This is a genomic window from Rathayibacter sp. VKM Ac-2929 (assembly GCF_022815495.1).
GTDB lineage: Bacteria > Actinomycetota > Actinomycetes > Actinomycetales > Microbacteriaceae > Rathayibacter > Rathayibacter festucae.
Genome location: NZ_JALGRV010000003.1, coordinates 353,585 through 378,911, shown reverse-complemented (window position 1 = coordinate 378,911; position 25,327 = coordinate 353,585). Strand labels below are relative to the sequence as shown.

Below are 25,327 nucleotides of genomic sequence, written 5' to 3'. Positions count from 1 at the left end.
CGGCCGATCGGACGCACGCGCACGTCCATGGAACCAGATGCGGGCCCACGGCGGGGCCCGGCGCGGTCCGACGAGGGGACGGCGGCCGGCGGGAGAGCCGTCGAAACCTACTAAGAACAGCCTCCGATCAGCACCTTCAGCGGTGTCCTGTGCGATTCGCCCCACCGCCGCCGGGTCGTCACGGTGCCCTCAGAAGCAGCGGTCGGCGCGAGCAGTGGCCGGGACGCGTGAAGTCAACTAAGTTGACTTCACTGCTCGACCACCCTGAAGGAGGACGCATGTCCACGACCGCCCCACTCACCGCCCAGAGCTCGATCGGGGAATGGCTGAACCATCCCGAGGGCTCCGCGCTCATCCGCGACGTGCTCGGCGGCGCCGCCGGCGGCTTCGACGAGGCCAAGCTGGCGCCGGTGCGCTCGCTGCCGCTGCAGCAGCTGGTCGCGCTGAGCCAGGGGCAGCTCCCGCAGAGCGTCGTCGACGATCTGGTGCTGCGGGCGAACGGCGGCGTCATGCCCGAGGCCGCGGAGAGCACCGGCTGGCGCGAGAGCGTCACCCCCGGACGCTTCGCGGGGAGGACCGTGATCGTCACCGGCGCGGCGTCCGGCATCGGCCGCGCCACCGCCTCCCGCATCGCCCGCGAAGGCGGCCGGGTCGTCGCCGTGGACATCTCGGCCGAGCGGCTCCAGGAGTTCGCGGCCTCGCTGCCCGACGCCGAGATCGTGCCCGTCGCCGGCGACATCACGAAGCAGGACGACATCGACGCGATCGTCGCGGCGGCCGGCGAGCGGATCGACGGCCTCGCCAACATCGCCGGGATCAACGACGACTTCTCCCCCGCCCACGAGACCTCGGACGCGGTGTGGGACCGGGTGATCGCCATCAACCTCACCGGCGGCTTCAAGCTCTCCCGCGCCGTGCTCCCCGCGATGCTCGCGGCCTCGGCCGGATCGATCGTCAACGTCGCCTCCGAGGCGGGGCTGCGCGGCAACGCGTCCGGCAACGCCTACACGGTCTCCAAGCACGGCGTCGTCGGGCTCACCAGGAGCGCCGCGTTCATGTACGCGGGCAGCGGGATCCGCGTGAACGCCGTCGCGCCCGGCGGCGTCGCCACCGGCATCCCGTTCCCGCCGAACGTCTCCGAGGCCGGCAGCGCCCGGCTCGCCCCGTTCCAGAGCGCGATCCCCTCCGTCGCCTCCGCGGAGCAGCTGGCGGCGTCGATCACCTTCCTGCTCAGCGACGACGGCGTGAACATCAACGGGGCGATCCTGCCCAGCGACGGCGGCTGGTCCGTGCAGTAGTCAGGCGGACGCCGGCGGGCCGGGCCGGTCCGCGGGAGTGAGCAGGCCCTGCAGCGCGTCGCCGTAGCGCTCGACGATCTGCTCGTGGTCGGTGGCGAGGAGGACCTCGTCGCCGACCACCCACATCGAGTGCAGCAGTCCCCCGACGAGCGCCGCGGCCAGGCGTGCGCGCAGGTCCGCGTCCGGCCCCGTCATGCGGGCCCGCAGCGGAGCCACGAACGCCTCCTCGTGCACGGCGTGCAGCCGGGCGCCGATCGCGGGCTCGCTCCCCCCGCGCACCAGCGCGAGGAAGACGGCCTGCGTGTCGCGCTCGTCCGCGAGAAGGGAGGCGACGAAGCTGCGCCCGAAGTCCCGCAGCGGCACGTCCAGCTCCGGGCGGTCCTGGATGCTCACCTGCATCACGTCGAGGAACAGCGCCTCCTTCGACCCGAACCGGCGGACGACGACGGCGGGATCCACCTGCGCCTCCGCCGCGATCTCGCGGACGGTGACCCGCGAGTAGCCGCGCTCCCGGAACAGCCGCTCCCCCGCCGCGCGGATGCTCGCGCTGAGGGCGGCAGGAGAACGGCGAGGCACGGTGCTCGATCGTACCCGCGAGGTGCCGGACGAGGCGCGCCGAGCAGTTCGTCGACTCCGCGTGACGGGGGCGGTCACGGCTCGGTTCAGCGCTGCCGGCGGGCGCATCCGGCCTACCCTGCCGACATGGCCCTGCATCTGCGACAGATCGTGCTCGACGCCGAGAACGCGCGAGAGCTCGCCGCGTCCTACCTCGCCCTGCTGGACGGCGAGTACCGACCCGGGGACGAGCCGGCCGCAGACGGCTCCGACGACGACGCCGAGTGGGTCGCGATCCGCACCTCCGAAGGGGTCGGCATCACGGTGCAGCGGGTGGACGAGCTGCCCCGGGTGACCTGGCCGGACGGGCCGGTGCGCCAGCAGCTGCACCTCGACTTCACCGTCACGGATGCGGAGGAGCTCGAGCGGCAACGTGCGCGAGCGGTCGCCCTGGGCGCCACGGTCATCGACGATCAGAGCGCAGATCCGGAGGAGGCGCTGTACGTCCTCGCCGATCCGGCCGGTCACCCGTTCTGCATCTTCGTCGCAGACGACGGAACAGCACAGCCGAGCAGTCCGTGACCCGCCGGGCCATCGACTCCCTCGCCACCTCGTCGGAGCGGCCGGCGAGGAAACCCTCTGCGGCCGGCGGTGTCGCACCGAGCGATCATCAGCGGAACACTCCTCAGCGGTCGACCTCGCCGCCCGGCGGCTCGTGCCGATCAGCGCCCCTGCTTCTCCGGAGTCAGCTGCCCGTGAGCTGCGACACCCGGCCTCGGGACACGCCGAGGATCGCCGCGGAATCCGTCACGGAGTAACCGGCTTCACGCAGTCGTCGCGCTGCGGCACGCGAGCGAACCGCAGCGGCGACGGACGCCTGAGCCGCCTGCTCGGTCGCGCGTCGCGCTTCGATGATCTCGGCGCCGAGCGGACCGATCTCCGGAACGACGGTCACGTCCCATCCGCTGTGGTCGACGCTCGGATCGACGGTGTCGAGATAGTCGCGCACCTGCTGCACGGCCTTGTCGAGCGCGCTGACCTGGGTCACGGCCTCGCCGTCGATCCACAGCTCCCAGCCGTGCTCCCAGTGATGGGCCGTGACCGTGATGCTCATCGCTCGTCCTCCTTCGCCGCCTCGATCGCGTTCAACGCCTTGCGCACGAGTCCCGGAGAGACGTCCCGAGTCTGCGTGAGGACCACATGATGCCTGCCGTTGCACGACCACACCTCGTGGTCACCCTTCCCCTCTCGGGAAGTGAAGCCCGCAGCCCGCAACAGCGCCACCAGCTCCCTGTACCGCATCGGCTTGACCACGACCATAATTTACCCGGGCTCAACCGGCAACGGCGAGCCCGGATGGATGAGCGCGAGCGGTCACCCCGTCGGGCACGATCCGTCCCGTCGGCACGCCGCCGGTCCCCGGCGTCTCGAGCGGAGGGGGCGGCTCGGATGCCGGCGGAGGGTGGGGAGGAGACCGACGCCCAGGGGGAGATGGGTCTCCTTGGAAGAGACGCCCGCAGACATGCTGGTCGAGTAGCCCCGCAGGGGCGTATCGAGACCCACCACCGCCTGGACGTCTGCCTCTTCCCGCCCTGCGCCGGCGCCGAAGGCGCCCCCAGGGCCGCGCGTCGGCTCCGGGCGCCCGGGCAGGTGGGACGCCGCCGACCCGACGTCGCCCGAAGTGCTCAGGGTCGCCTCAGCGCGCCAGCAGCCCGAACGACCCGATGACGACCGGCACCACCGCGACGGCCAGCAGGAGGTAGGACAGCACGAGCCCCACCGTCGACTCGCGGCGAGGGCCCTCGCGTCGTCGCGCCACGTGACCGACGACGACGCCGGCCAGCGGGAGGACGTACTGCACCGTCGTCGCGATCCCGATCACCAGGGGATCGCCCCGCCACAGGTGAGCCACCGCCAGGTATCCGATCGCGTACGACACGACGGCGAGAACGCCCAGCACGAGCGACGCCCGCGTCCACCCGCGTCCGGTCCGCCGTGCAGTGCCCGTCTCCTTCATCGCATTCATGCCTCCACTGTACGAACCGACCCTCGCGTTCCACGGGCTCGGACCCGCACGAGGGCGGAGCGGAGGCGCGACGAGCCGGCTCGCCCGCGATCGAGCCGGGGGTCACCGGGGCGAGGGAGACCGCAGCGACCTCACCCGGAGGTGAGGCCGTCAGGACGAGGACGCCTCAGCTCCGATGCGAAGAAGCCGGTGATCCGGTCGAGCGCCTCGATGACCACGGCCCGATCGCGCCCGGCGAGGAGATCGTGGTCCGAGCCGACGAAGACGTGGTGCTCCGTGCGCACGCCCCCGCTCCGGAGCCGCGCGGCGAGCTCGGCGCCCTCGGGGGCGAGGGTGTCGTCTCCTCCGGTCAGCACGAGCGTCGGCGGCATCGCCGCAGGCAGCGCGAGGTCGCGGGACGGCGACGCGAGAGGCTCCTGCTGGCGCGGGACGTCCGGGAAGTACGCCCAGCCGACGAAACGCTGGACGAACGGGCTGATCGCCGGACGACGGACGCCCGACGTCCGGTCCGTCCGGATCACGTCCGTCACCGGGACGACGAGCGCGACGGCCAGCGGAGCCGGCAGCGACGCCGCGTGCAGCTGCTGGCAGATGTTGATCGCGAGCTTCGCCCCGGCGCTGACGCCGCCGAGCAGGAGCCGGTCCCCGGACCATCCGGCGCCGGTCTCCGCCTGGAGCCAGCGGGCGATGTCGCAGACCTCCTCCTCGGCGACCGGATACTGCACGCGCGGCCCGGTGTCGTAGTCCGGCAGCACCACGACGGCACCGAGCCGATCGGCCATCGCCCGCGCGATGTGCAGGTCCTGCTCGGGGTAGCGGTTGACGAAGCCGCCGCCGTGCAGCTGCAGCACGACCGGAGCGTCCGGGTCGTCGACGGCGGGACGCTGCACCACCGCGCGGACGACGCCGTGCCGGGTCGGGATCCGCAGGCCGGTCGGGGCGGGCAGTCGGGTGCTCGGCTCCGGGAGACCGCGGGGCGCTCCGACGCGGACCCGCGACCCGATCTGCGCGAGGGCCCAGAACAGCGGGCTGAGGGGACGGCGGACGGTCACGCCTCCACCGTAGAGCGGCCGCGGGGGTGGCGCCCGCAGGACGATCCCCCACCGGGACGGCGCCCGGCCTAAGGTCCCGGTGTGAGCATCGAGCACGACTCCCTCCCGCCGAGCGGTGAGCCGTCCGCGGAGGCAGGGCCTCCGCTCGACGAGCGGCTGACCGAGGACGAGCTCCGCCGCTGGTACCGGCTCCGCGACGAGCTCGCCGCCTTCGCCCGCGCCCGCGGAGTGAGCGCCTCGGGCCCGGACGGCGACCGCGCCGGGCTCCTCGCCGCCTGGCAGGAGTACCGGGCGCTGCCCGCCGACGTCCGCCCCCGCGCCTGACGGTCCTGGCCGGACGGCGCTGCGGTCGACCCGGGGCGCGCTTGACTCTGACGCCGCGTCAACCCGTAGCGTCGCTTCTATCGCCTCGGGTTCCGCCCGGGAGGCGGGAACGGAGGACGCGGTGGAGCACGAAGGGCCGGCGCAGGAGTGGTCCGCGCACGAGGTGGCGCGGCTGGCCGGCACGACCAGCCGGACGCTGCGGCACTACGGCGCCGAGAGGCTGCTGCCGGCGAGCCGGCTGGGCGCGAACGGGTACCGCTACTACGACGCGGCCGCGCTGGTGACGCTGCAGCGGATCCTGCTGCTGCGCGACCTCGGTGTCGGGCTGTCCGAGATCGGGCGGATCCTGCGTAGCGACACCGAGCCGGCGGTCGCCCTCGAGCGGCACCTCGATGTGCTGCGGGAGGAGCGGCGGCGGCTCGACCGCCGCATCCGCGCGGTCGCCGGGACCGTCGCGGCGATGAGAGAAGGGAACGGGCCGATGGCTGAGGAGATGTTCGACGGGTTCGACCACGCGGAGCACCGCGAGGAGGTGGAGCGCCGCTGGGGCGCGCCGGCCTACGCCGACGGCGACCGCTGGTGGCGCTCGATGACCGCGGAGGAGCGGGAGCAGTGGCTCCGGCGGCAGGCGGACCTCGCCGGCGCCTGGACCGCCGCGGCGGCGAGCGGCGCGTACCCGGCCGGCGAGGAGGCGCTCGCGCTCGCCGAGCGGCAGCGCGCGTGGCTCGCCGACGTGCCGGGCACGCCCCGCGACGCGTCCGGCGCCCCGAGCGACGAGTACCTGCTCGGCCTCGGCGAGCTGTACGTCGCCGACGAGCGCTTCGCCGCGCACTACGGCGGAGTGGCCGGCGCCCGCTTCGTCCGCGACGCGCTGCGGGCCCTCGTCGAGCGGGAGGGCTGACGCGACGGTGCGTCCGACACCGCACCTCCGGCTCGCGGAACCCCCTCCGGCTCGTCGATCCGCCCGTTTCCAGCGAGCCCGAGCGCCTTCCGCGAGCCGGAGCGCACCCGCCACCACCTCGGGCACGCCATTCGCCCTCCGGCACGTCGATCTGCGCGTTTCCAGCGAGCCCGAGCGCACTCCACGAGCCGGAGCGCGCCCACGACCACCTCGGGCACGCCATTCGCCCTCCGGTACGTCGATCCGCGCGAATCCCACGAGCCCGAGCGCATTCCGCGAGCCCGAGTACGGCCCCACAGGGGACCTGCGGACCTGCGCTCTCCGCAACGGGTCCTCGATGCGCGCCACGGCCTTGGCAGGACGACGGCCGCCGAGTTGGATGGCAGGATGCTGACCCTCCTCCCGCCGATCTCGGAACCCTGGACGGTCACGGGTCTGGGCCGCACCGACGACGGTCCTCTCGACGAGGTGCTGATCGCCGTCCACCGGGCGACGCCGGAGCACCGCTTCACGATCCGCACGATGCGGCGCACCGGCACGCGGCTGGGACCTCGGGGCTCCGTCCACGGGACGGTGACGGACTCGGTCGCGACCGCGAGCCTGGCCGTCGGCTGCCTGCTCCTGGACGTGCTGCCCACCGACCTGCCGACGCAGGAGGCGCGCGCCGCGATGAGGGCGACGGAGGAACGAGCTCAGGCTCTCGCCCGCGACCGGGACGGGTGGAACGTCACCGCGCTCCCCCTCGACGGCGTCGACTACGCCCTGTTCACCCGCAGCATCCCCGAGGGGAGCGTCGCCCACTCCGACCTCGGCTGGGCCACCGTCGCGATGTGGAGCCGCGGCCCTCTCCACGAGGGCCCCTTCCGACTGGCGGACGTCGAGCCGGGCGACGACCTCGGCGAGGACTGACACGACCGATCCCCGTTCGGGACCGCGCGGCGCTACTGTTCGGGCATGATCTCCCCCGAGCACTTCCTGGCGTTCGCGCTCGCGTCGGTGGCCCTGATCGTGATCCCCGGGCCGAGCGTCCTCTTCACGATCAGCCGGTCGATCGCCTACGGCCGCCGGGCGGGGGTGCTGAGCCTGCTCGGGAACGCGCTCGGGATCATGCCGGCCATCTTCGCCGTGGCCTTCGGGGTGGGCGCCGTCGTCGCGGCGTCGGTCGTCGCCTTCACCGTCCTCAAGCTCGCGGGGGCCGTCTACCTGGTGTGGCTCGGCGTGCAGGCGATCCGCCACCGCCACGCGCACGCCGGCACGGCCGCCACCGCCCCGGAATCGTCGTGGACCCTCCTGCGCCAGGGTTTCGTCGTCGGCCTCACGAACCCGAAGACCGTCGCCTTCTTCGTCGCCGTCCTCCCCCAGTTCGTGGATCCGGCCGCCGGCCCCGTCTGGGCGCAGCTGCTGCTGCTCGGCTTCACCTTCCAGGCCCTCGCGCTGGTCTGCGACAGCGTCTGGGCGCTGGCCGCGGGCACCGCGCGCTCGTGGTTCGCGTCGTCGCCGAAGCGGATGTCGACCCTCACCGGCACCGGCGGTGTGATGATCATCGGCCTCGGCGGCACGCTGGCGCTGACGGGGTCCAAGAGCTGATCGGGTCCGCGGGCTGACCGTCGAGATCCCGGGCTGCGCGAAGGCCCGCTCCCGGATCCGGGGGCGGGCCTTCGCGGTCGAGATCGTCCCGGGAAGCTACACGCCGCGGCTGGCCCAGACGGCGACGCCGAGTCCGTCGTACTCGACGAGGTTGCCGTCGTTCTGCATGACGAGGCGGTAGGGCTCGCCGGTCTCACTCGGCTTCGGCATGTTGGACCAGTAGCCCTGGCCCTCGCCGGAGCCGGGGGCGTAGACGACGAGGTAGCCGATGTCCAGGCCGACGATGCTGCCGGGGATCGAGGTGCCGGTGGACCAGTCGGCGCCGCGGGCGCCGTAGACGACGAAGTTGCCGTCGCGCTGCATCACGGCCCGCCAGGCGCCGTTCGCCGAGGTCAGCTGCTCGTTGCTCAGCAGGAGGTAGTTGTTCTGCAGCGTGTCGCGGCGGAGCTGTCCGGAGCTGCTCCAGAGCGGACCCCGATCGCTGGCACCGATGACGAGGTTCCCGTCGCCGCCGAGGTACATGGTGGCGCCGGGGTTGCCGTCGGTTCCGGAGGACCACTTCACCGAGCCGTCGGTGCCGTAGATCACGGCGTTGCCGTCGGTCTGCATGACGAGGCGGTTGCCGGCGCCGCTGGTGCCGGTGAACCACAGCGGGGTGCTGCCCGTGTAGACGACGAAGTTGCCGTCGGCCTGCATGATCGCGCGGCTCGGCCCGGCGGTCAGCTGCTGGCCGGCGGCGAGGGTCTGCCCGGACTCGAGCGTGAGGACGTCGGGGGCGGCGATGCGGCCGTTGACGAAGCTCGCCCAGGCGGGGGTGCCGGTGGCGCGGTAGACGACGAGGTTGCCGTCGTCCTGCATCCGGAGGGTGGAGCCGGGGTCGTTCGTCCCGGTGAACCAGACGGGACGGCCGGTGGCGTCGTAGATGACGACGTTGCCGTCGGCCTGCATGATCAGGCGGTCTCCGCGGCCCTGCGTGGCGGACTGCCAGACGACGCCGTAGGTGGCCAAGACGACCGCGTTCCCGTCGTCCTGGAACACGAAGCGGAAGGTGCCGTCGGGGGAGACGAGCGACTGGCCCCTGGTGAGCTGCTGCCCGGCGGTGAGCACGGATCCCTCGGCCGCGGCGACGGCGGCGGCCGTGATCGCGTGCGGCGCGCTCGCGGCGAAGGCCGGAGCCGCGCCGGCGAAGAGGCTGCCGGTCAGCGCCAGGGCGGCGAGTCCGGAGACGAGGGGACGGGAGAGGGAAGGCGTCATCGCGATGCTCTTTCGGCTGGTGGTGAGTGGTGAGAGACGGGCGATCGAGCGCGGTCCGCGGGCTCGCAGCACATCTGACCGATGTCTATCAGCGCGGTGCCCGGGTGCACATCCGTCGTCCGGGGGGCGCCGATCTCGGTTGCATCACGACCGCGGGGCGGGGGGGCGAGACCGCCCTTCCTACCAGTCGCCGCGCGCCGCCCCTCCGGAGTCATCCGACCTCGACGCGGCTGCCGAGGAGGCGGCGCAGCCGGGACAGCCGGTTGCGGACCGAGCCGACCTGCACGTCGAGCTGCGCGGCCGCGTCGGCGTAGGAGAGGTCCTCGACCAGGCAGAGGCGGAAGATCTGCTGGTCGATCTCGGGCAGCCGCGAGACGGCCCGGGTGACGTCCTCGAGCACGAGACGGGCCTCGACGAGGCGCTCGGCGGAGAACGCGGTGCCGACGTAGGCGTCGGGCTGCTCGCGGGCGACCTGGCGGATCGCGGCGCGCAGGACGTTGTTGCACTCCAGCCGCGTGGCGACGAGCAGCCACGGCAGGGCCGAGGTGCCGACGAAGTGCGTGCTTGCGCGCTTCCGCCAGAGTGCGAAAAAGACGCTCTGCAGCACGTCCTCGGCGTCCTCCTCGCTCCGCAGGCGCGCGACGGCGTAGCGGTAGACGGCCAGCGCGTGACGGCGGTAGAGCACGCCGAACGCGTCGCGGGAGCCTCCCGCCAGCTCGCTCAGCAGGGCGACGTCGTCCGCGGCGGCGCTCTCGGCGGTCATCGCGACTCGAGAGCGTCGAGGCCCAGACGGGCGCACCACGCGGCGTCCGGCTCGTCGCGCGCCGTCGGGAAGACGGCGGCGAGACCGTCGGGGCGGACGCAGACGGCGCTCACCGACTCGTCCGAGCCGCACATCGAGGTCGCGAGTGCGACGCGCTGCGTGATCTCGTCGGGCAGCCCCTCGACCATGATCGCCACCGCGGGATCGGGCTCGTTCAGGTCGGCTGTCGCGTAGCAGGCGGCACCGTCGCGGACGGTGCGGGAGGTGGCGGCCTCGAAGGTGGTGATCCCGGCCGCCACGCCCGCGGCAACGACACCGAGCCCCACGAGCACTCCGACGGTGCGCCGCTGCCGCGAGACTCGCCTCGCCCTGGTGATCCGCACCTCGAGGCGCTCCTCCACGCGCGCGAGCACCTCGTCGTCCCGAGTCGATGCCGTCATCAGTCCCCCCTCTGAACACTCTCACCCGGTAACGTCCGCCGCACCGTTTTCGTCTCACCGGAGTCCGACAGCAGGAACGGCGCATGATGCGGTCGCCCTGCTGCGCAGCGATCGAGCCGGAGTCACGACGTCGACCGCTGGCGGGCGGAGGAGCACACCGACCGGACGCTGCTCGGTGCGCAGGCGGGCTGATCGGTGGGGGCGGGGCCGGGCCCGGCCCCACCCCGTGGAATCGGGCGACGCGTCCGGTCATCTGCGGGGTACGGGACCGGAGGGCGGATTCCACCCCTCGAGCGGCGCGTGCGCGCTGCGCTCGAGAGTCGAGGGAGACGGGGGCCGGGTCTCGCGATCACCGGCAAGCTTCGCGCACGGCCGCGATCGTGTCCAGGGGCGGCCGCTCGCGAGCATCGCGGTCGCGGCAGCCCGGCGCCTAGGCTCGCGGAATGGCGAAGCGGAGGGTGTCGGAGCGCGCGCAGGCGCTGCTCCTCGCCCGGCCGTGGACGCTGGCGGTGCTCAGCGGCGTGTTCGTGGCGATGATCGTCGTGCTCGCCGCGGACGTGGGCTGGGACCCGGCCGCGGTCGTCGGCGGGGGCCGCCGGCACGCACCGCTGTGGCTGGTGACGGGGATCGGGCTGCCGTTCTTCGGCACCGGAGTCGTCGTGGGAGTCGTCAAGCAGGTGCAGTTCATGCGGCGGCGGCGGCGCGCGCCCGTGTCGCCGAGCCCGGAGGTCGAGCGGCTGCGTCGGGACGGACCCGGCTGGCTGAGCCGCCGGGAGGACGAGGCGCGTGAGCGGGAGGAGTCCGCGGTCGTCTCGCCGGAAGCGGTCGGCCGGCGCGCAGGGCGAGCAGCCCGACGGAGGGGGCCGTCGTGAGCAGTAGGCGGCCGGCGCCTGATCGCGCAGCCTGCGGTCGCGACCCGCAGGGAGCGGACGGGAGCGGTCCACCGGCTGGACCGCCGGAACGCGCGCCAGGCTGACCGAGTAGCCCGCGGAGCGGGCACTGCATGCTGATCGAGCAGCCCGCCTCGCGGGCGTCTCGAGATCCACCGATTTCAGTACCTCGGTGGAGGCGCGCCTGCTCACCCGGGTCTCGATATGCGCTGCGCGCTACTCGACCAGCATGAACAGGCGCCTGGGAGAGGATCGGCGCTCCGTGCTGACCGCGCAGCCCACGAAGCGGGCACTGCATGCCGCCTGCGCAGCCATGAAGCAAGCACCGCATGCTGACCGCGCAGTCGCCGAAGCGGCACTGCATGCTGATCGAGTAGCCCGCATCGCGGGCGTATCGAGATCCACCGTCGTCAGAACGGTGCGGGCACGTCGACGAAGCGCGGCTCGGGTGGCGGGTCGGGCGGGCGCCCGGGCAGAGGCGGCGGCCGGTTGCTGATCCGCCGGCCGGTGGGGCTCGTCCAGACGATCGTCCCGCCGGAGTCGACCGGGTCGTAGCTCCACTGCTCTCCGTGCCGGACGTGGTGGTGGGACGTGCAGAGCATGACGAGGTTCTCGAGACAGGTCTCGCCGCCGTTGCGCCACTCGAGCGTGTGGTCGGCCTCGCTGGTCGCGGCGGAGCGGGTGCAGCCGGGGAAGCGGCAGGTCTGATCCCGCAGCTGCAGGTGGAGGCGCATTCGGGCGGGCGGGAGGCGCTGGGTGCGTCCGACCGAGACGACGGCGCCGGTGTCGGAGTCGGTGAGGACCCGGGTGAAGGAGGCGGCGGTGCGGATGAGCTCACGGGCGATCGGTGCGGGGACGGGGCCGTAGCCGTCGAGGTCCGCGGGCGCCTCGTCGAGGCCGACCGCTGTGGATGCGGCGAGCGTCAGCCGCACCTCGGCGCGGACGCCGGGGACGAAGGTCGGGTCCGGCCGGTGCTCGGCGTTCGGCGTGGTGCCGGCGATGTCGCCGTCGCAGAGCAGGTCGATCGCGGCGTCGGCGCTGAGCTGCTGCAGGGTGCGGGGGTCGCCCTCGTCGCGGAGCGTGCGGGCGATACGGCGCAGCCGTTCGTGCGCGCCCACCACCGCGGGTGCCGGGCCGTGGATGCAGAGCGTGGCCATTCCGTCGATGTCGGGCGTGACCCAGGCAGCGCGGTCCTCGCGGGCGCGGGCGTGCCGCTGGGCGAGGGGATCCTCGTGCAGCTCCTCCCGCCAGCGGCGCAGGGCGCGGCGCAGCTGCGTGAGAGTCATCGACGGTGCCGCTTCGGCGGCACGCTCGTCGAGAGCGGCGCGGGAGGCCTCGGGGAGGCTTCCGGCGGTCGCGCAGATCGCCTCCCCTTCCTCCCAGTGCAGTCGCGCCTGCGCGAGCAGCGCCCTAGTCAGCGGGAGGTGCTCCATCAGCAGCTGCGCGTTCTCGAGACGGCGCGCGATCACCTGCTCCGGCAGGCCCTCGGCGACGGCGAGCTCGGCGCGGATGGAGCGCTCGACGAGGTCGCGGGTCTCGCCGGGGGTCGCACCACGGGCGAAGACGTCCTGGTGGGCGAGGGCCGTTCGGTGGAAGTCGTAGAGGTCTTCGGCCTCGGTGAGGCGGCGCTGCGCCGCGGCGCGGGCGTTCGCGGCGGCGCGGGCGCTGAGCACGCGCAGGTGCTCGAGTGCCTCTCCCGTCGATCCGAACTCCGTCATACGAGTATTGAATCAGGGACCACCGACACTGGGGCCGGCTCGTGGGGGGGCAGCGGGACGATCGGGGGCTGAACCGGGGCTGTGGAGGAGGCACTGCGTCGGCGGGGCGGGTCTCGATACGCTCTTCGGGCTACTCGACCAGCATGCAGCGCCCTGCGGGCTACTCGACCGGCACGCAGCGCCCTGCGAGCCCCTCGACCCGGTCGGCGCCCCGTGAGAGGCTCGCCCGGTGGACGGCGGGGACGATCGGCGCGACGGCGCGGAGCCGAGCCCGGTCGAAACGACCGAGCGGCTCCTGCTCCACCGACCCGCCGAGACGGACCTGGACGAGCTCTTCGCCCTGTACTCGGATCGCCGGCTGGCCGAGGGCGATCCCCTCCTCCTGCACCCCTCCCGCGCGCACACCCGCGCGGTGCTCGACCGGCGGCGGGAGCAGTGGGCGCGCGACGGCCTCAGCAGCTGGGTGGTCCGCGAGCGGAGCCCGCGCGGCGGGCCCGGACTGATCGGCATCGGCGGCTGCTCGCTCCTCGCGGGCACGGCGTGGAACGTGGCGTTCACCCTCCACCCGGACCACTGGGGCAAGGGCTACGCGCAGGAGATCGCCACCGCGGGCATCGACCGGGCGCGACTCCTCCGCCCGGACCTGCCGATCACCGCGGTCGTCGCGGAGCAGAACCGGCGCTCCCACCGCGCCGTCGAGCGCCTCGGCCTCGTGCGGGCGTGGACGGGCCCCGACGCGCACAGCCCGGACCCGACAGCCCGAGTCGTCCTGTACGCCGACCGCCCGCTCTCGACGGAGCGGATCGGCCTGCTGACGAGCTGACGCCTCCTGTGGTTGGGTTGCCGCACCGACCACACCCGGAGGACGACGATGCCCGACCACGACGAGACCTGCGCAGCCGAACTCCGGAGCCGAGCAGCGGCGGTCTCGGCATGAACGGCGTCGGCCCGATCGACGTCGCCTTCACCGCGCCGATCGGCGTCACCGTGAAGGGCGACCTCTGGTCGTGCGTGGAGGTGCCGGACTCCGCCGCGCTGCTCGGCACCGGCAAGTCCGTGAAGGTCGTCGCGACCGTCGACGGCGAGCCGCTCACCGCCGGCCTGATGCCCACCGGCGCCGGCGGCCACATGCTCTCGATCAGCGCCAAGCTCCGCAAGAAGCTCGGCAAGGACCTCGGCGACGACGTCGCCGTCCACCTGACGGAGCGCCTGACCTGACGGCCGGACCGCGGGAGAACGGTGGATCTCGATACGCCCGCGGAGCGGGCTACTCGATCAGCATGCACTCCCCGCCCGGCGAGCAGCCACCCTTCCATGCTGGTCGAGTAGCCCCGGAGGGGCGTATCGAGACCCGCCGCCGTCAGCAGGGCGGGTCTGCAGACTCGACTTCTGACGCTGGTGGATCTCGATACGCCCGCGGAGCGGGCTACTCGATCAGCATGGGACGGCTCCTCGATCAGCACGGGGGTCACGGCAGGACGCCGTCCGGGCTCCGCCACTCCGGATGGCGGGCCTCGACGGCGTCGGTGATGGCGTACTGGGTGTCCGTCGTCAGGGCGAACGGGCTCTGGACGTCGATCTGCACGTAGTCGAGGCGGTCCCAGACGGAGACGTGCCAGTCGCCCGGGGAGTCGCCGTCCCAGGTCGCGGTGCCCTCGGCGCCCGGCCGGGTGAACCACAGCTCGGCGCCCTCGCCGGTCTCCGCGGCGTCCTGCGTCAGCTCGTCCGCGACCCAGCCGTCGGCGAGCAGCTCGCGCTCGATCGCCTCCTGGATCTCCCGACTCACCTCGGGCCCCGCCTCCTGCGGTACCAGGCGCAGGAACAGCTCGACCCAGCGCTCGTCGTCGCGGCTCACCGAGGGCTTGCCGCCCCGCACCGACACCCGAAGGTCCGCACCGATCAGCACCGGGTGCAGCGACTCCGCGGCGGTCACCGCGCTGTCGCCGAGCTCCTCCGCCGCGAGGATCTGCTCGTCGACGCCCGCCGTCGGCCCCGTCGCGCAGCCGGTCAGCAGGCCGAGCAGCACGACGCCCGCGATCGCCGCCCGCCTCGATCTCATCCGCCCACCGTATCGACAGGTGCAGTCGGGCCCCGCGAGGGCTAAGATCCGCGAGACGCGACCCGACGCGGATGGACGGATCCTGGCCGGCCACGATCGTCGGTGCGCCCGCATTCGGAGACCCCTTGGACGCTCGACGACGCCTGCTGGTGGCGGCCGGGGCACTTGCGCTGGTGCTGGTCGCGGGAGCTTTCGTGCTGGACGCGACCGCCGGTGGCCCCGGCGACGGCAGCCCGATCAGCGCGGGCGCGACCGGCTCCGCGGGCACCCCCTCCCCCGGCGCACCCTCCTCCGGCACCACCTCCTCCCCCGGCGCCGCCGCGACCCCCGGCGCGACCTCCGCCGCCACCGTGACCCCGCAGGACCCGTCGAACCCCGCCGCCGTCGCCGACCCCTCCGCCCCGCTCGAGGTCTCCGGCCCCGCCCCCGTCGACACCGGCCTGCCCGACTCCACCCCGCGCGCCGCCCTCGTCTCCCTCCCACTGCCCGCCGCCGCGAGCGCCACCCGCGCGCTGGTCGCCGGCTACCCCTCCGCCGTCGTCGCCCCGCTGCCCGACTCGGTCGTCGCCTCGAGCTCGGTCGAGCCCGCCGGCGACGCACTGCGCTCGGGCCTCACCGCGACCGTCGCCCTCGACGCCGAGCAGATCGTCGAGAGCTACCGCCGCTCACTGGCCGCGCAGGGCTTCACCTCCGCCGCCGTCGACGCCCCCGCCGACGGCGCCGCGATGGTCTTCACCGCGGGCGAGGACAGCGTGAGCCTCTCCGTCACCCCCACCGGCACCCCGCGGATGAGCTACTCGCTGATCGCCGTCCTGCACCCGAGCGGCGGCTAGACGTGTACATCTCCCTGTCCGACCGGCCCGAGGGCGCGGCGGAGCAGCCCGCGCGCAGCACCGGTCCGTCGCGCATCGCCCCCGCCGTCATCGCCCTCGGCATCGTCAGCCTCTTCACCGACATCTCCTCGGAGTCGACCGCCGCGATCCTCCCCTTCTACATCACCGCCGCGCTGGGCATGTCGACGCTCGCGTACGGCTTCCTCGACGGTCTGTATCAGGGCGTCAGCGCCTTCGTCCGCATCGGCGCCGGCTGGACCGCCGACCGCACCGACCGGCCCAAGCTCGTCGCCCTCGCCGGCTACGGCCTGTCGATGCTCGCGCGCCTGGGCCTGCTGGCCGGCAGCGGCCCGGCCGCGCTCACGGCGGTCGTCACCGTCGACCGCCTCGGCAAAGGCATCCGCACCGCCCCCCGCGACGCGATGATCTCCGCGTCGTCCGAGCCGGCGTCGCTCGCCCGCTCGTTCGGCGTGCACCGGATGCTCGACACCGTCGGCGCGACGATCGGGCCGCTCCTGGCCTTCGTCGTGCTGCTGCTCGTGCCGGACGGCTACTCCACGGTCTTCGTGCTGTCGGCCGCGTTCGCGACACTCGGCGTGGTCGTGCTGCTGCTGTTCGTGCCGGACGTGCGGACGCGCATCGCGGGCGGCGCGGCGCGAACGAAGCTGCCCTGGCGCCGCCTCTGGGACCGGCGCCCGCGCCGCCTCCTGCTCGCCGCCGGCCTGCTCGGACTGCTCACGGTCGGCGACGGCTTCGTGTACCTGGTGCTGCAGAGCCGCAGCGGCTTCGCGGCGCAGTGGTTCCCGCTGCTGTACGTCGGGACGAACGCCGCCTACCTCGCCCTCGCGATCCCCTTTGGCCGCCTCGCCGACCGCTGGGGCCGCGCGCGGATGTTCGCCGCCGGCCACGTGCTGCTGCTCGCCGTCTACGTGCTCGCGGCGTCGCCCGCCGCAGGGCTCGCGGTGACGATCGCCTGCCTGCTGCTGCTCGGCGCCTTCTACGCGGCGACCGACGGCGTGCTCGCGGCCGTCGCCGGGGCGAGCGTGCCCGCCGAGATCCGGGCGAGCGGGATCGCCGCGGCGCAGACGGTCGTCGCGGTCGCGCGGCTGTTCGCGTCGGTCGGCTTCGGCGCGCTGTGGCTGTGGCTCGGCCGGGAGGGCGCGATGATCGCCGTCGCCGTCGGCCTCGCGGTGGCGCTCCCCCTGGCGGTGCTGCTACTGCGCGAGCGCTTCGCGGAGAAGAAGGGATGACGGCCGGTCAGGCGGGCCGCCTCTCGGACCGCGCGCGCTGGATCATCGCCGTGGTGGCCGCCGTCGCCCTGCTCGGCGGCGCGGCTGTGTACGGGGCCGGCGCCTGGGCGCGGTACCAGGCGCGCGCCTCCGCCGACTCGGCCGTCGCCGTCTCGACCGGCGCCCCCGCGGACGGCGACCGGATCGTCTTCCGCAACACCGCGAGCGGCCAGGGCTACGGGCTGGTCGCCTCCGTGCCACTGGCCGACCCGGAAGCCGCGCGCACCCTCACCGACCGCGCCTGCGACCGCGTCGCCGCCACCGAGTCGATGGAGCTCTGCCTGCGCACCGACCGCGGCGTGCTGACCACCTTCGAGGCCGTGCTGACCGGCGCCGACGGCGAGACCCTGCAGACGTGGCCGCTGCCGGGCATCCCCAGCCGCGCCCGCATCGGCGACGGGATGCTGAGCACGACCGCGTTCGTGACCGGGCACTCGTATGCGCCGACCACCTTCTCCACCCAGACCGTCATCCGCTCGCTCGACCCGACCGTGCCGGACCCGGGGGATCTGGAGTCCTTCGCGCTGAGCGTCGCCGGGGCTCCGCTGACGGCCGCCGACCGGAACCTGTGGGGGGTCACCTTCGCCGACGACGGGGACACCTTCTACGCGACCGCGGCGTCGGGGTCGCGGACGTGGCTGGTGCGCGGGAGCATGTCGGCTCGGACGATGACAGCCATCCACGACACGGCGGAGTGCCCGTCGCTGTCGCCGGACGAGACGCGAGTCGCGTACAAGAAGGACGTCGGGGACGGCGTGCCGGACTGGCGGATCGCGGTGCTGGATCTGGCGACGGGGGTGGAGACGGTACTGCCGGAGGAGCGGAGTGTGGACGACCAGGTCGTGTGGCTGGATGACGGGACGCTGCTCTACGGGATGCCGCGGGAGGGGGCGGCGGGGGATACGGACGTTTGGTCTATCTCGGCTGACGGCGAGGGCGATCCGCAGCTCGTCCTCGAGCACGCCTGGTCGCCGTCCGTCGTCCGACCATGATCGGCGCTACATGTCCCGACTCGGCGTTCAAGCTCTATGCCCGAACGGGTTTGTGCATCACTAACTCAACACCCTGGCTGCACTATGACAACAGACAAGTCAGCCCTGCCGTCGCAACGAGAAGGCTCGCTACGGACCGGCCCCCGAATTTCTAGCTCTGACGGGCGCGTATGAGCCCGCCGCAACTTGAGCTGGTGCAGAGCGAACGAAAGACCTCAGATCCCGAGGTTCACATCTATGATGACCCCATGACTGACGAAACGAGAGCCGCCCTATCGCAAGCCTCAGCCGCTCTAGCCGCCGCTCGTGAAAATGCCGAGCGTGCGAAGGAGTCGTGTCTCGAGCAGATCGCGGCCGATCTGCCCTCCCGCGCCGCCGAGTCCGCGCGCCGGGTTGCCACCGCGCAGCCTGAAGTGACGAAGAAGCTCGGTAAGGACGGCGTGGCGACGATGCGCGCTGCCCTTAAAACCGCTTCAGAGGAACTCGGCCTGCAGTTGATTGCCGCCAAGGACGAGATCGACTGGCCGCTCGGTACCCGCTACAAAAAGATCGAGAATTGGCACATTCGCGGCGCATTGTTCAACACATTTCACCGGCGCACCGGAGCCTTAAGTGCGGTTCTATCTGACAGCGGATACAAGCTCGACGTGTCTGATCCATTCCTTCCGCAGTACCTCTACACAGAATCCACGCTTTCAAAGGTTGCGGGAGCCCTGTCGGCGCTCGGAGCCGCGATCGAGCGGCTCGACGCGGCGAAGAGGGCGGACGATAATTCCACCGTGGACGAAATTTGGGGTTTATAGACAGACATCGGGCCAGCGTTCGCCACTGGGCCGATGGATTGAGGCCAATTCCCATGAGCCCGTAAAATCGAGGCCTAAGGGCCGAAAAGATTCGGCATTCTTCAAGAAACTTGAACGATACACAAAAGGATCTACTTACTTAATCGAGTCTCGTCTGAAGTTTGAAGTCGGCAAAAAAGGAACATTAAAGGTCAAATGCTTCGAGATTAGAGAGTAAATTTACAGAGTGAGACTCCGTAGGCCAGAGTCCATGCCGAGATCGAGTATCAACTCTGCAGAATCACGACATTGTGTATTTCGTTTCAAATAAACTTGCGGCATCAACATTCCCGATGCTAACTTCGCAAAATATCCCAAAGACCAAAAAGCTGAGGTAGAAGAGCGAGAAATAACTTCCCACTTCCAACTGCCTTATTTTTTGTCCATTCTCTTGCTTCATTCAAAAAAATGACGAGTCCAATCAGTGTCCCAACCGCGAAGCCTGGAACTCCTAGGACAAAGAGCAGCACGGCGACAATCAGAGCGACCACCGAAACAACTATCCGGACTACTCGTCTGCCGTTGAGTGCGAGATACTCAGCTTGCGCCTTTTCGATGTCGGCTTTCTCGCTCCGCAAACGTTCGATCTCGGAGAACGAAGCCGCAGCGGCCCTCTCGGCGCTTGCGCGCTCCGAAGCCACAACACTTAGTTCCGCTGCATTTTTCGTCACCGTTTCGGCCATCCGGGACCTTTCAGAGACAAAAGCTTTACGTTGCACCTCCGCCGCAATGGCCTGCCTGCTCGATCGCTTATTAGCAACGAAGGTTGAGATGGACTCCCTCCCTTGGATCTGGCCCGATCCCGCATTATTCAATAGATCGCCAAGAGTCAACTGCGCAACTCGAATATCAGTCTCGGACGGAGAACCTTGGCCGAGTGTTTGAGCTAGATTCAGGGCGACATCAGGCGGATATTTTACCGCAATTCGAAGAACAGCCTCTTGCCGGAGGAAGGAAGCAGCAGCCTCTATAAGCTCCCTAACCTCAGGTGCCGGGGCGGCCTGGGTAACTAGTGTCGCCCACTGGCCAAGGCTCAAAACAAGCGGCTCCTTATCCTTTGGATTTACACGCTGATATGTCGGGGAAATCTTCCGGTCATGCGTTATTAGCCAGCCACCGGGCCACAAAGAAAGATCATCTCGACTTGACCGGCGCCGCGCTCGCCACACCATTTCTATCGACTCGGCATCGCGCGCGATCTGCTTCGCTCCGCGAAAGCTGTTGCCAGCGGCTATCAATGTTTTCAACTGGTCGTTCAGGGCGTCTACATTCACTCGATCTAGGTTGCGGTGATGTCTAACCACCACTCCCAAATCTTCAAGTTCATTATTGATTTGACGCGCTCTCTCCGCGAACTCCTCCCAGTTTTTATACCGACGAACCTCGACGGCCTCCAGGAAAAGCTCTAGTACTTGCTCATTCACGCTGCTCGCGTAAACGCGAGCTCCGACTCCACCCCGAAGCGCTTCTTTCAAACCTGGTATGTACTGATCCTCGACTCGAGTCACCACGTCCAGTAATTCTTCGATTACATGCTCAGGTACGATAACTTGCATGCCAGTTTCGCGGGATAGTCGGACAACAGTTGCAAGGTGGGCTGCGGTATCATCAGGCCCGAGGTATGCGACTAGGACGGGCGTATCGAGGACGATGCGCTGGCCGGCAAGTGACCCAAGCGTCCCTTGCGCCTCTGCTCTCGACCTCCCCGCGATGATCGAATGGAGAACGCAACTAGTGGCAACATGATTCACTAGTTCGTTGCCGAAAGGGTCCGATTCATCGATCGAAGCCAATAGGCATGCTGTCAAGAAGTCAGTTGTGGCCTCGGGAGCGTCGAGTCGGTGAATTAAGGTCAGCATACGTGCGCCATTGAGCGATATCGGTCTGACGTTACCGCTGGCTGACTTGCTCACCGCTCCGGTGTAGACGTCAGGACTCGATACAATCGCATCAGAAAAAATTTTGACGAGTATTGCAGCCCATAGATCTGCCTGCTCATTAGACACGCCGCCGAAGTCCAAGGTCGCTCGTTCCTGAATTTGTGCAGCGAAGCGACTAAGCGCGTCCGAATACCACGAACGGGTCGCATCGATTTCCGTGGCTCCGGCTCGAGTCAGCGCCCAGTCGATTCCGTCTCCGGCCTGCTGAGTGGCCACAACACCCCCGCGCTGCGCATAGTCGAGGGCGAGTTCCACACGCTCCACGGCAACGTGCGCGCCCGGCCAGATCGCGTTTATGGACGTGTGAATTTCCGCCATTGGAGCCGGTCCAGACGCTAGGACCTCAATGCAAGTCGATACAAGAAGTTCTTGCTCATTCGCTAATCGCTCAGAGCTAAGTAGCACGTGAGCGGCCGAGAGCAAGTCGCGCGCGGGCTGCACTGTCTCGCCTGAGGTGTCTGACTGGTTCATAGCTACGCTCCTAGTTCACCTTCAGCATGCCAGAGCCCACCGACGCTCTTGACCATTCAGGGGCCGGGTCGTCAACCGTCGAGGGACACCCTGCCGAGCATCAGCCAGAAGTCCATGTCACTCTGCCTCGGCCAAGGAGGCAGGAACTCGCGAAGAAGCGGGGCCATCGCCGACGATACCGACGGTCGTTGCCCTGTGGCTCGGGTTGCGTAAACGTCGTAGTGGTACGTTCGAGCGGCTGGTTTCAGCGGGAATCTGCGTTGAATCCTGAAGTGATGGGGTCGCGACCTTACTCGATTAGTCGCCGTGCCTGACTCAAGTGCGCCACCTCGTCGACTGGGAATAGTTGCAGGGCGGAGGCACGATAGAGCCTGTGGCGCCCTCCACGCATAGGGGACAAGAGCGGCCTTCCGCGGGGTCGCCAGGTCCCGGCGGCCGTCTTGACGTGAAGCTGTCACAAGCCAAGTCGGTGGAGCGGCGCGTCATCAGCTCTGGCTCGCCGAGGTTTCACCCCGTCAAGGGTCAGATCGACGCAGAGGGGCGCGGCGTAGAATGTGTTCGGGTCGTCGGTCGAGCGCGGCCCTCCTCTGGTCCGATTCTGAGCGCGGTCAGGATCACCGTCCCTCACGTCGTCTCATGGGTAGCCTCCGTCTCGGGCCGCATTGCAGCCCTCATTCAAACCGACGCCAGTTTCCCCGGGTTCAGCAAGCACCTGCCGACACAAGCACCACGCCGCTTCCGTTGCCCCCGTCATTTCCCCTGGCTTCCGCTAGAGGTATCACCGCCGAGCTAGGCATCAAAAAACCAGCCTCAGTTAGGAAGTAATCATGAGCATGGAAGGCGTCGCCTGGAGCTCCCTCTACCGGATCTCCTCCGCCCAGAGCGGCAAGCACGGCATCTCCCGCGAGTCCGTGCGCCGCATCATGACCTTCGCGGTCCCGTACCGCGCCCGCCTCCTCCTCTTCATCGGCCTCTCCGTCGTCGGGGCGTTCCTCGCCGTCGCGACGCCGGTGCTCGCCGGCCGGGTGGTCGACACCATCGTCGCCCGGGGTGCGGTCGGGACGATCGTGCAGCTCGCCGTGGTCATCGCCGTCGTGGCCGTGGCCGACGCCGGCGTCTCGCTCGTCACGCGCTGGTACTCGGCGCGGATCGGCGAGGGGGTCATCCTCGACCTGCGCACCGCCGTCTTCAACCACGTGCAGAAGATGCCGATCGCGTTCTTCACCCGCACCCGCACGGGCGCCCTCGTCAGCCGGCTCAACAACGACGTGATCGGCGCGCAGCAGGCCTTCAGCGGCACGCTCTCCGGCGTGGTCACGAACGTCGTGGCACTGGTCCTCACCCTGATCGTCATGCTCAGCACGTCCTGGCTGGTCACCGTCCTCGCGGTGATCATGCTGCCGATCTTCCTCATCCCCGCGCGCCGGATGGGCAGCCGTCTCGCCGCGCTCCGCCGCGAGGCCGCCGACCACAACTCGGCGATGAGCACGCAGATGACCGAGCGGTTCTCCGCGCCCGGCGCCACCCTGGTCAAGCTGTTCGGCCGGCCCGACGAGGAGGCCGAGGAGTTCCGCGTCCGGGCCGCCCGCGTCCGAGACATCGGGGTCCGCACGGCGATGCTGCAGCTCGTCTTCGTCACCGCGCTGACCCTCGTCTCCGCGCTCGCCCTCGCGCTCGTCTACGGGCTCGGCGGCGTCCTCGCGCTCGGCGGGCAGCTCGACACCGGCGCGGTCGTCACCCTCGCGCTCCTCCTCACCCGCCTCTACGCGCCGCTGACCAGCCTCGCGAACGCGCGCGTCGAGATCATGAGCGCGGTCGTCAGCTTCGAGCGCGTCTTCGAGGTGCTCGACCTCCAGCCGCTCATCCAGGAGAAGCCCGACGCGGGCACCGTCCCCGAGGGCCCGGTGTCCGTCGAGTTCGACGACGTCCGCTTCGCCTACCCGTCCGCGGACAAGGTGTCGCTCGCCTCCCTCGAGGAGGTCGCGGTCCTCGACACCCGCGGCGGTGAGGAGGTGCTGCACGGCCTCTCCTTCCGGATCGAGCCGGGGCAGACCGTCGCGCTCGTCGGCACGTCCGGGGCCGGCAAGTCCACGATCGCGCAGCTGCTCTCGCGCCTCTACGACGTCGACAGCGGCGCGGTGCGCCTGGCCGGCACCGACGTCCGCGACGTCACCTTCGCCTCGATGCGGCACACCCTGGGCATGGTGACCCAGGACGGCCACCTCTTCCACGAGACGATCCTGTCCAACCTGCGCCTCGCCCGGCCGGAGTCGACCGACGACGAGGTGTGGGACGCCCTCCGCCGCGCGCGACTCGAGCCGCTCATCCGCTCCCTGCCCGACCAGCTGGACACCCTCGTCGGCGAGCGCGGCTACCGCCTGTCCGGCGGCGAGCGCCAGCGGCTGACCATCGCGCGGCTCCTGCTGGCCCAGCCGCGCGTCGTCATCCTCGACGAGGCGACGGCGGCGCTCGACTCCACCTCGGAGGCCGCGGTGCAGGCGGCGCTCAGCGAGGCGCTCGAGGGCCGGACCGCGATGGTGATCGCCCACCGCCTCTCCACCATCCGCAGCGCCGACCTGATCCTCGTGATCGAGGACGGCACGATCGTCGAGCGCGGCACGCACGAGGAGCTGCTCGCCGCCGCCGGCCGCTACGAGGAGCTGCACCGCACGCAGTTCGCGGTGCAGAAGGACGTGGCGGAGGAGGAGGCGCTCAGCGGGTCCTGAGCGCGACCGAAGTCGCTGGGGTGGGCGGGTCTCGATGCGCCCCTGCGGGTCTGCTCGACCAGCATGTCTGCGGGCGTCTCAGGCAGAGGAGACCCACCGCCGTCTGTGGGGCTGGTCTGCACACTCGCTTTCGACAGGGACCGCGACGGACGCACGAGGAGCCCTGCCTCAGCGGCTCTCGGCTCGACCCCGCCCCGGCTCCTCCCCGCCTCCGGGCGGCCACTGCCCTATCGTTACCGCTAACACGGGATCAGGCGGCGGGGGACGAGCATGGCCGACAGGCAGCAGCGCGCGGCGACCATCTACGACGTCGCCCGGGCGGCGGGGGTCTCGCATCAGACGGTGTCGCGGTTCCTGACGGGGACCGGCGGCATCCGTCCGGCGAACCGGGTCCGGGTCGAGGAGGCGCTGCGGACGCTGAACTACCGGACCAACGCCACCGCTCGCTCGCTCGCCACCCGGCGCACGCACCGCCTCGGGGCACTGGTGCACGAGCTGTCCGGGACCGGCCCGGGCAAGACGATGCAGGGGGCGAGCGACGCCGCCCGCCGGGCCGGCTACTCGCTCGACATCATCAGCCTCGACACCTCCGACGACGTCGAGCTCGCCGACGCATTGGACGCGCTCGGCAGCCGGGACCTGGAGGGCATCCTCGCCACGGCGCCCACCGACGAGGTCGATGCGGCGCTGCGCACGCTCGATCTTCCGATCCCGATCCACATCGATCGCGGCGGCGAGCGGACGGACGGCTCGTCGGTGGTCGGCACGCGGCTCGCCGTCTCGCACCTGCTGGAACTCGGCCACCAGTGCATCGCGCACCTCGCCGGCCCCGAGCGCTGGATCTCCGCGCAGGACCGCGCGCGCACCTACCAGCAGTGCATGACCGAGGCGGCGCTGCCCACCCGTCCGCTCGTGCACGGCGACTGGTCCTCCCGCTCCGGCTACGCGGCGGCTCCGCAGCTCTTCGCGGAGGCCGGCGTCACGGCGGTCGTCGCCGCGAACGACCGGATGGCGCTCGGACTGCTGCTCTGGCTGCACGACAACGGCCGGCGGATCCCCGAGGACGTCAGCGTCGTCGGCTTCGACGACATCGCCGAGGCGGAGTTCTTCCACCCGCCGCTGACGACCGTGCGCCAGGACTTCACGGCGATGGGCCGCGCCTCCGCGCTGGCGCTGATCGCCCTGGTCGAGGAGTCCGACCGGGCGGGCGCCGTCGACTACCCGGCGCCGGAGCTCGTCGTGCGCGCGTCGACCGCCCCTCCCGCCTGAGGGATCCGCGAGCCCGCGCAACCACGACCGCGGACCCTCCGATCCCCGAATCGTGACCGGTAACGATTCACCCTTGCGGTGAAGAAGACGGCGCTCTA

26 protein-coding genes are annotated in these 25,327 nt (G+C 70.8%); 15 read left to right on the top strand and 11 right to left on the bottom strand.

Annotated elements, in window-relative coordinates:
* The first annotated feature begins 278 nt into the window (after nucleotides 1-278).
* Nucleotides 279-1,298, top strand: coding sequence for an SDR family NAD(P)-dependent oxidoreductase (locus tag MT355_RS10870; RefSeq protein WP_243599529.1), 1,020 nt, complete (start codon nucleotides 279-281; stop codon nucleotides 1,296-1,298).
* On the opposite strand, the gene MT355_RS10865 is transcribed toward MT355_RS10870, so the two are convergent.
* Entirely contained in the window at nucleotides 1,299-1,874 is a 576-nt protein-coding gene (locus MT355_RS10865; protein ID WP_243599528.1) for a TetR/AcrR family transcriptional regulator, read from the bottom strand.
* Nucleotides 1,875-2,000: 126 nt separating this feature from the next.
* Between MT355_RS10865 and MT355_RS10860 the strand changes: the two genes are divergently transcribed.
* A complete protein-coding gene (locus tag MT355_RS10860) occupies nucleotides 2,001-2,435 on the top strand; it encodes a VOC family protein (RefSeq protein WP_243599527.1) in 435 nt (144 codons plus the stop codon).
* A 163-nt stretch (nucleotides 2,436-2,598) separates the two neighbouring features.
* Here MT355_RS10860 and MT355_RS10855 read toward each other — a convergent pair whose 3' ends face one another.
* From MT355_RS10855 to MT355_RS10840, 4 genes are all read right to left on the bottom strand, one after another.
* Nucleotides 2,599-2,967, bottom strand: coding sequence for an antitoxin HicB (locus MT355_RS10855; RefSeq protein ID WP_243599526.1), 369 nt, complete (start codon nucleotides 2,965-2,967; stop codon nucleotides 2,599-2,601).
* Entirely contained in the window at nucleotides 2,964-3,167 is a 204-nt protein-coding gene (locus MT355_RS10850) for a type II toxin-antitoxin system HicA family toxin (RefSeq protein ID WP_243599525.1), read from the bottom strand. The genes MT355_RS10855 and MT355_RS10850 overlap by 4 nt, the downstream gene beginning before the upstream one ends.
* A 382-nt stretch (nucleotides 3,168-3,549) precedes the next feature.
* Nucleotides 3,550-3,879 carry a hypothetical protein gene (locus MT355_RS10845; RefSeq protein ID WP_243599524.1) on the bottom strand — a complete coding sequence of 110 codons (330 nt, stop codon included), beginning with the start codon at nucleotides 3,877-3,879 and terminating at the stop codon, nucleotides 3,550-3,552.
* 131 nt (nucleotides 3,880-4,010) lie between these two features.
* Entirely contained in the window at nucleotides 4,011-4,931 is a 921-nt protein-coding gene (locus MT355_RS10840) for an alpha/beta hydrolase (protein ID WP_243599523.1), read from the bottom strand.
* An 81-nt stretch (nucleotides 4,932-5,012) separates the two neighbouring features.
* Between MT355_RS10840 and MT355_RS10835 the strand changes: the two genes are divergently transcribed.
* The 4 genes from MT355_RS10835 (at nucleotide 5,013) to MT355_RS10820 (ending at nucleotide 7,743) form a co-directional block, all read left to right on the top strand.
* Entirely contained in the window at nucleotides 5,013-5,255 is a 243-nt protein-coding gene (locus tag MT355_RS10835; RefSeq protein ID WP_243599522.1) for an SAP domain-containing protein, read from the top strand.
* Between the two features lie 121 nt (nucleotides 5,256-5,376).
* Nucleotides 5,377-6,156, top strand: a complete 780-nt coding sequence (locus tag MT355_RS10830; protein WP_243599521.1) for a MerR family transcriptional regulator — start codon at nucleotides 5,377-5,379, stop codon at nucleotides 6,154-6,156.
* A 387-nt stretch (nucleotides 6,157-6,543) separates the two neighbouring features.
* On the top strand, nucleotides 6,544-7,065 hold the full coding sequence (locus tag MT355_RS10825) for a hypothetical protein (RefSeq protein ID WP_243599520.1): 522 nt from the start codon (nucleotides 6,544-6,546) through the stop codon (nucleotides 7,063-7,065).
* 45 nt (nucleotides 7,066-7,110) lie between these two features.
* Nucleotides 7,111-7,743: a LysE family translocator gene (locus MT355_RS10820; protein ID WP_243599519.1), complete on the top strand. Its 633-nt coding sequence runs from the start codon at nucleotides 7,111-7,113 to the stop codon at nucleotides 7,741-7,743.
* Nucleotides 7,744-7,839: 96 nt separating this feature from the next.
* On the opposite strand, the gene MT355_RS10815 is transcribed toward MT355_RS10820, so the two are convergent.
* The 3 genes from MT355_RS10815 to MT355_RS10805 all read right to left on the bottom strand — a co-directional run bounded on the left by MT355_RS10815 (nucleotide 7,840) and on the right by MT355_RS10805 (nucleotide 10,200).
* A complete protein-coding gene (locus MT355_RS10815) occupies nucleotides 7,840-8,997 on the bottom strand; it encodes a hypothetical protein (RefSeq protein ID WP_243599518.1) in 1,158 nt (385 codons plus the stop codon).
* Nucleotides 8,998-9,208: 211 nt separating this feature from the next.
* Nucleotides 9,209-9,760 (bottom strand): RNA polymerase sigma factor, encoded by a 552-nt coding sequence (locus MT355_RS10810; protein WP_243599517.1) that lies wholly within the window; start codon nucleotides 9,758-9,760, stop codon nucleotides 9,209-9,211.
* Complete coding sequence (locus tag MT355_RS10805) at nucleotides 9,757-10,200, bottom strand: hypothetical protein (RefSeq protein ID WP_243599516.1); 444 nt, start codon at nucleotides 10,198-10,200, stop codon at nucleotides 9,757-9,759. The genes MT355_RS10810 and MT355_RS10805 overlap by 4 nt, the downstream gene beginning before the upstream one ends.
* A 443-nt stretch (nucleotides 10,201-10,643) precedes the next feature.
* Here MT355_RS10805 and MT355_RS10800 point away from each other — a divergent pair, with 443 nt between their 5' ends.
* Complete coding sequence (locus MT355_RS10800) at nucleotides 10,644-11,072, top strand: hypothetical protein (RefSeq protein WP_243599515.1); 429 nt, start codon at nucleotides 10,644-10,646, stop codon at nucleotides 11,070-11,072.
* A gap of 428 nt (nucleotides 11,073-11,500) precedes the next feature.
* Here the strand turns inward: MT355_RS10800 and MT355_RS10795 are convergent, their stop codons facing one another.
* Entirely contained in the window at nucleotides 11,501-12,808 is a 1,308-nt protein-coding gene (locus tag MT355_RS10795; RefSeq protein ID WP_243599514.1) for an HNH endonuclease signature motif containing protein, read from the bottom strand.
* Between the two features lie 229 nt (nucleotides 12,809-13,037).
* Here MT355_RS10795 and MT355_RS10790 point away from each other — a divergent pair, with 229 nt between their 5' ends.
* Nucleotides 13,038-13,631 (top strand): GNAT family N-acetyltransferase, encoded by a 594-nt coding sequence (locus MT355_RS10790; protein WP_243599513.1) that lies wholly within the window; start codon nucleotides 13,038-13,040, stop codon nucleotides 13,629-13,631.
* A 110-nt stretch (nucleotides 13,632-13,741) separates the two neighbouring features.
* Entirely contained in the window at nucleotides 13,742-14,026 is a 285-nt protein-coding gene (locus MT355_RS10785) for a DUF1905 domain-containing protein (RefSeq protein ID WP_243599512.1), read from the top strand.
* 250 nt (nucleotides 14,027-14,276) lie between these two features.
* Here MT355_RS10785 and MT355_RS10780 read toward each other — a convergent pair whose 3' ends face one another.
* On the bottom strand, nucleotides 14,277-14,867 hold the full coding sequence (locus MT355_RS10780) for a hypothetical protein (RefSeq protein ID WP_243599511.1): 591 nt from the start codon (nucleotides 14,865-14,867) through the stop codon (nucleotides 14,277-14,279).
* Nucleotides 14,868-14,992: 125 nt separating this feature from the next.
* Here MT355_RS10780 and MT355_RS10775 point away from each other — a divergent pair, with 125 nt between their 5' ends.
* From MT355_RS10775 to MT355_RS10760, 4 genes are all read left to right on the top strand, one after another.
* On the top strand, nucleotides 14,993-15,700 hold the full coding sequence (locus MT355_RS10775) for a hypothetical protein (RefSeq protein WP_243599801.1): 708 nt from the start codon (nucleotides 14,993-14,995) through the stop codon (nucleotides 15,698-15,700).
* Nucleotides 15,701-15,702: 2 nt separating this feature from the next.
* Nucleotides 15,703-16,950 (top strand): MFS transporter, encoded by a 1,248-nt coding sequence (locus MT355_RS10770; protein ID WP_374204654.1) that lies wholly within the window; start codon nucleotides 15,703-15,705, stop codon nucleotides 16,948-16,950.
* The gene (locus MT355_RS10765; RefSeq protein WP_243599510.1) at nucleotides 16,947-17,981 is read left to right on the top strand and encodes a hypothetical protein; all 1,035 of its coding nucleotides are present in this window, start codon (nucleotides 16,947-16,949) and stop codon (nucleotides 17,979-17,981) included. The genes MT355_RS10770 and MT355_RS10765 overlap by 4 nt, the downstream gene beginning before the upstream one ends.
* Before the next feature lie 248 nt (nucleotides 17,982-18,229).
* A complete protein-coding gene (locus MT355_RS10760; RefSeq protein ID WP_243599509.1) occupies nucleotides 18,230-18,784 on the top strand; it encodes a hypothetical protein in 555 nt (184 codons plus the stop codon).
* Between the two features lie 335 nt (nucleotides 18,785-19,119).
* Here MT355_RS10760 and MT355_RS10755 read toward each other — a convergent pair whose 3' ends face one another.
* Nucleotides 19,120-21,018 carry a hypothetical protein gene (locus MT355_RS10755; RefSeq protein ID WP_243599508.1) on the bottom strand — a complete coding sequence of 633 codons (1,899 nt, stop codon included), beginning with the start codon at nucleotides 21,016-21,018 and terminating at the stop codon, nucleotides 19,120-19,122.
* Between the two features lie 1,043 nt (nucleotides 21,019-22,061).
* On the opposite strand from MT355_RS10755, the gene MT355_RS10750 reads away from it, so the two are divergent.
* Nucleotides 22,062-23,960, top strand: a complete 1,899-nt coding sequence (locus tag MT355_RS10750) for an ABC transporter ATP-binding protein (RefSeq protein ID WP_243599507.1) — start codon at nucleotides 22,062-22,064, stop codon at nucleotides 23,958-23,960.
* Nucleotides 23,961-24,230: 270 nt separating this feature from the next.
* Nucleotides 24,231-25,229, top strand: a complete 999-nt coding sequence (locus tag MT355_RS10745) for a LacI family DNA-binding transcriptional regulator (protein WP_243599506.1) — start codon at nucleotides 24,231-24,233, stop codon at nucleotides 25,227-25,229.
* The last annotated feature ends 98 nt before the right edge of the window (nucleotides 25,230-25,327 follow it).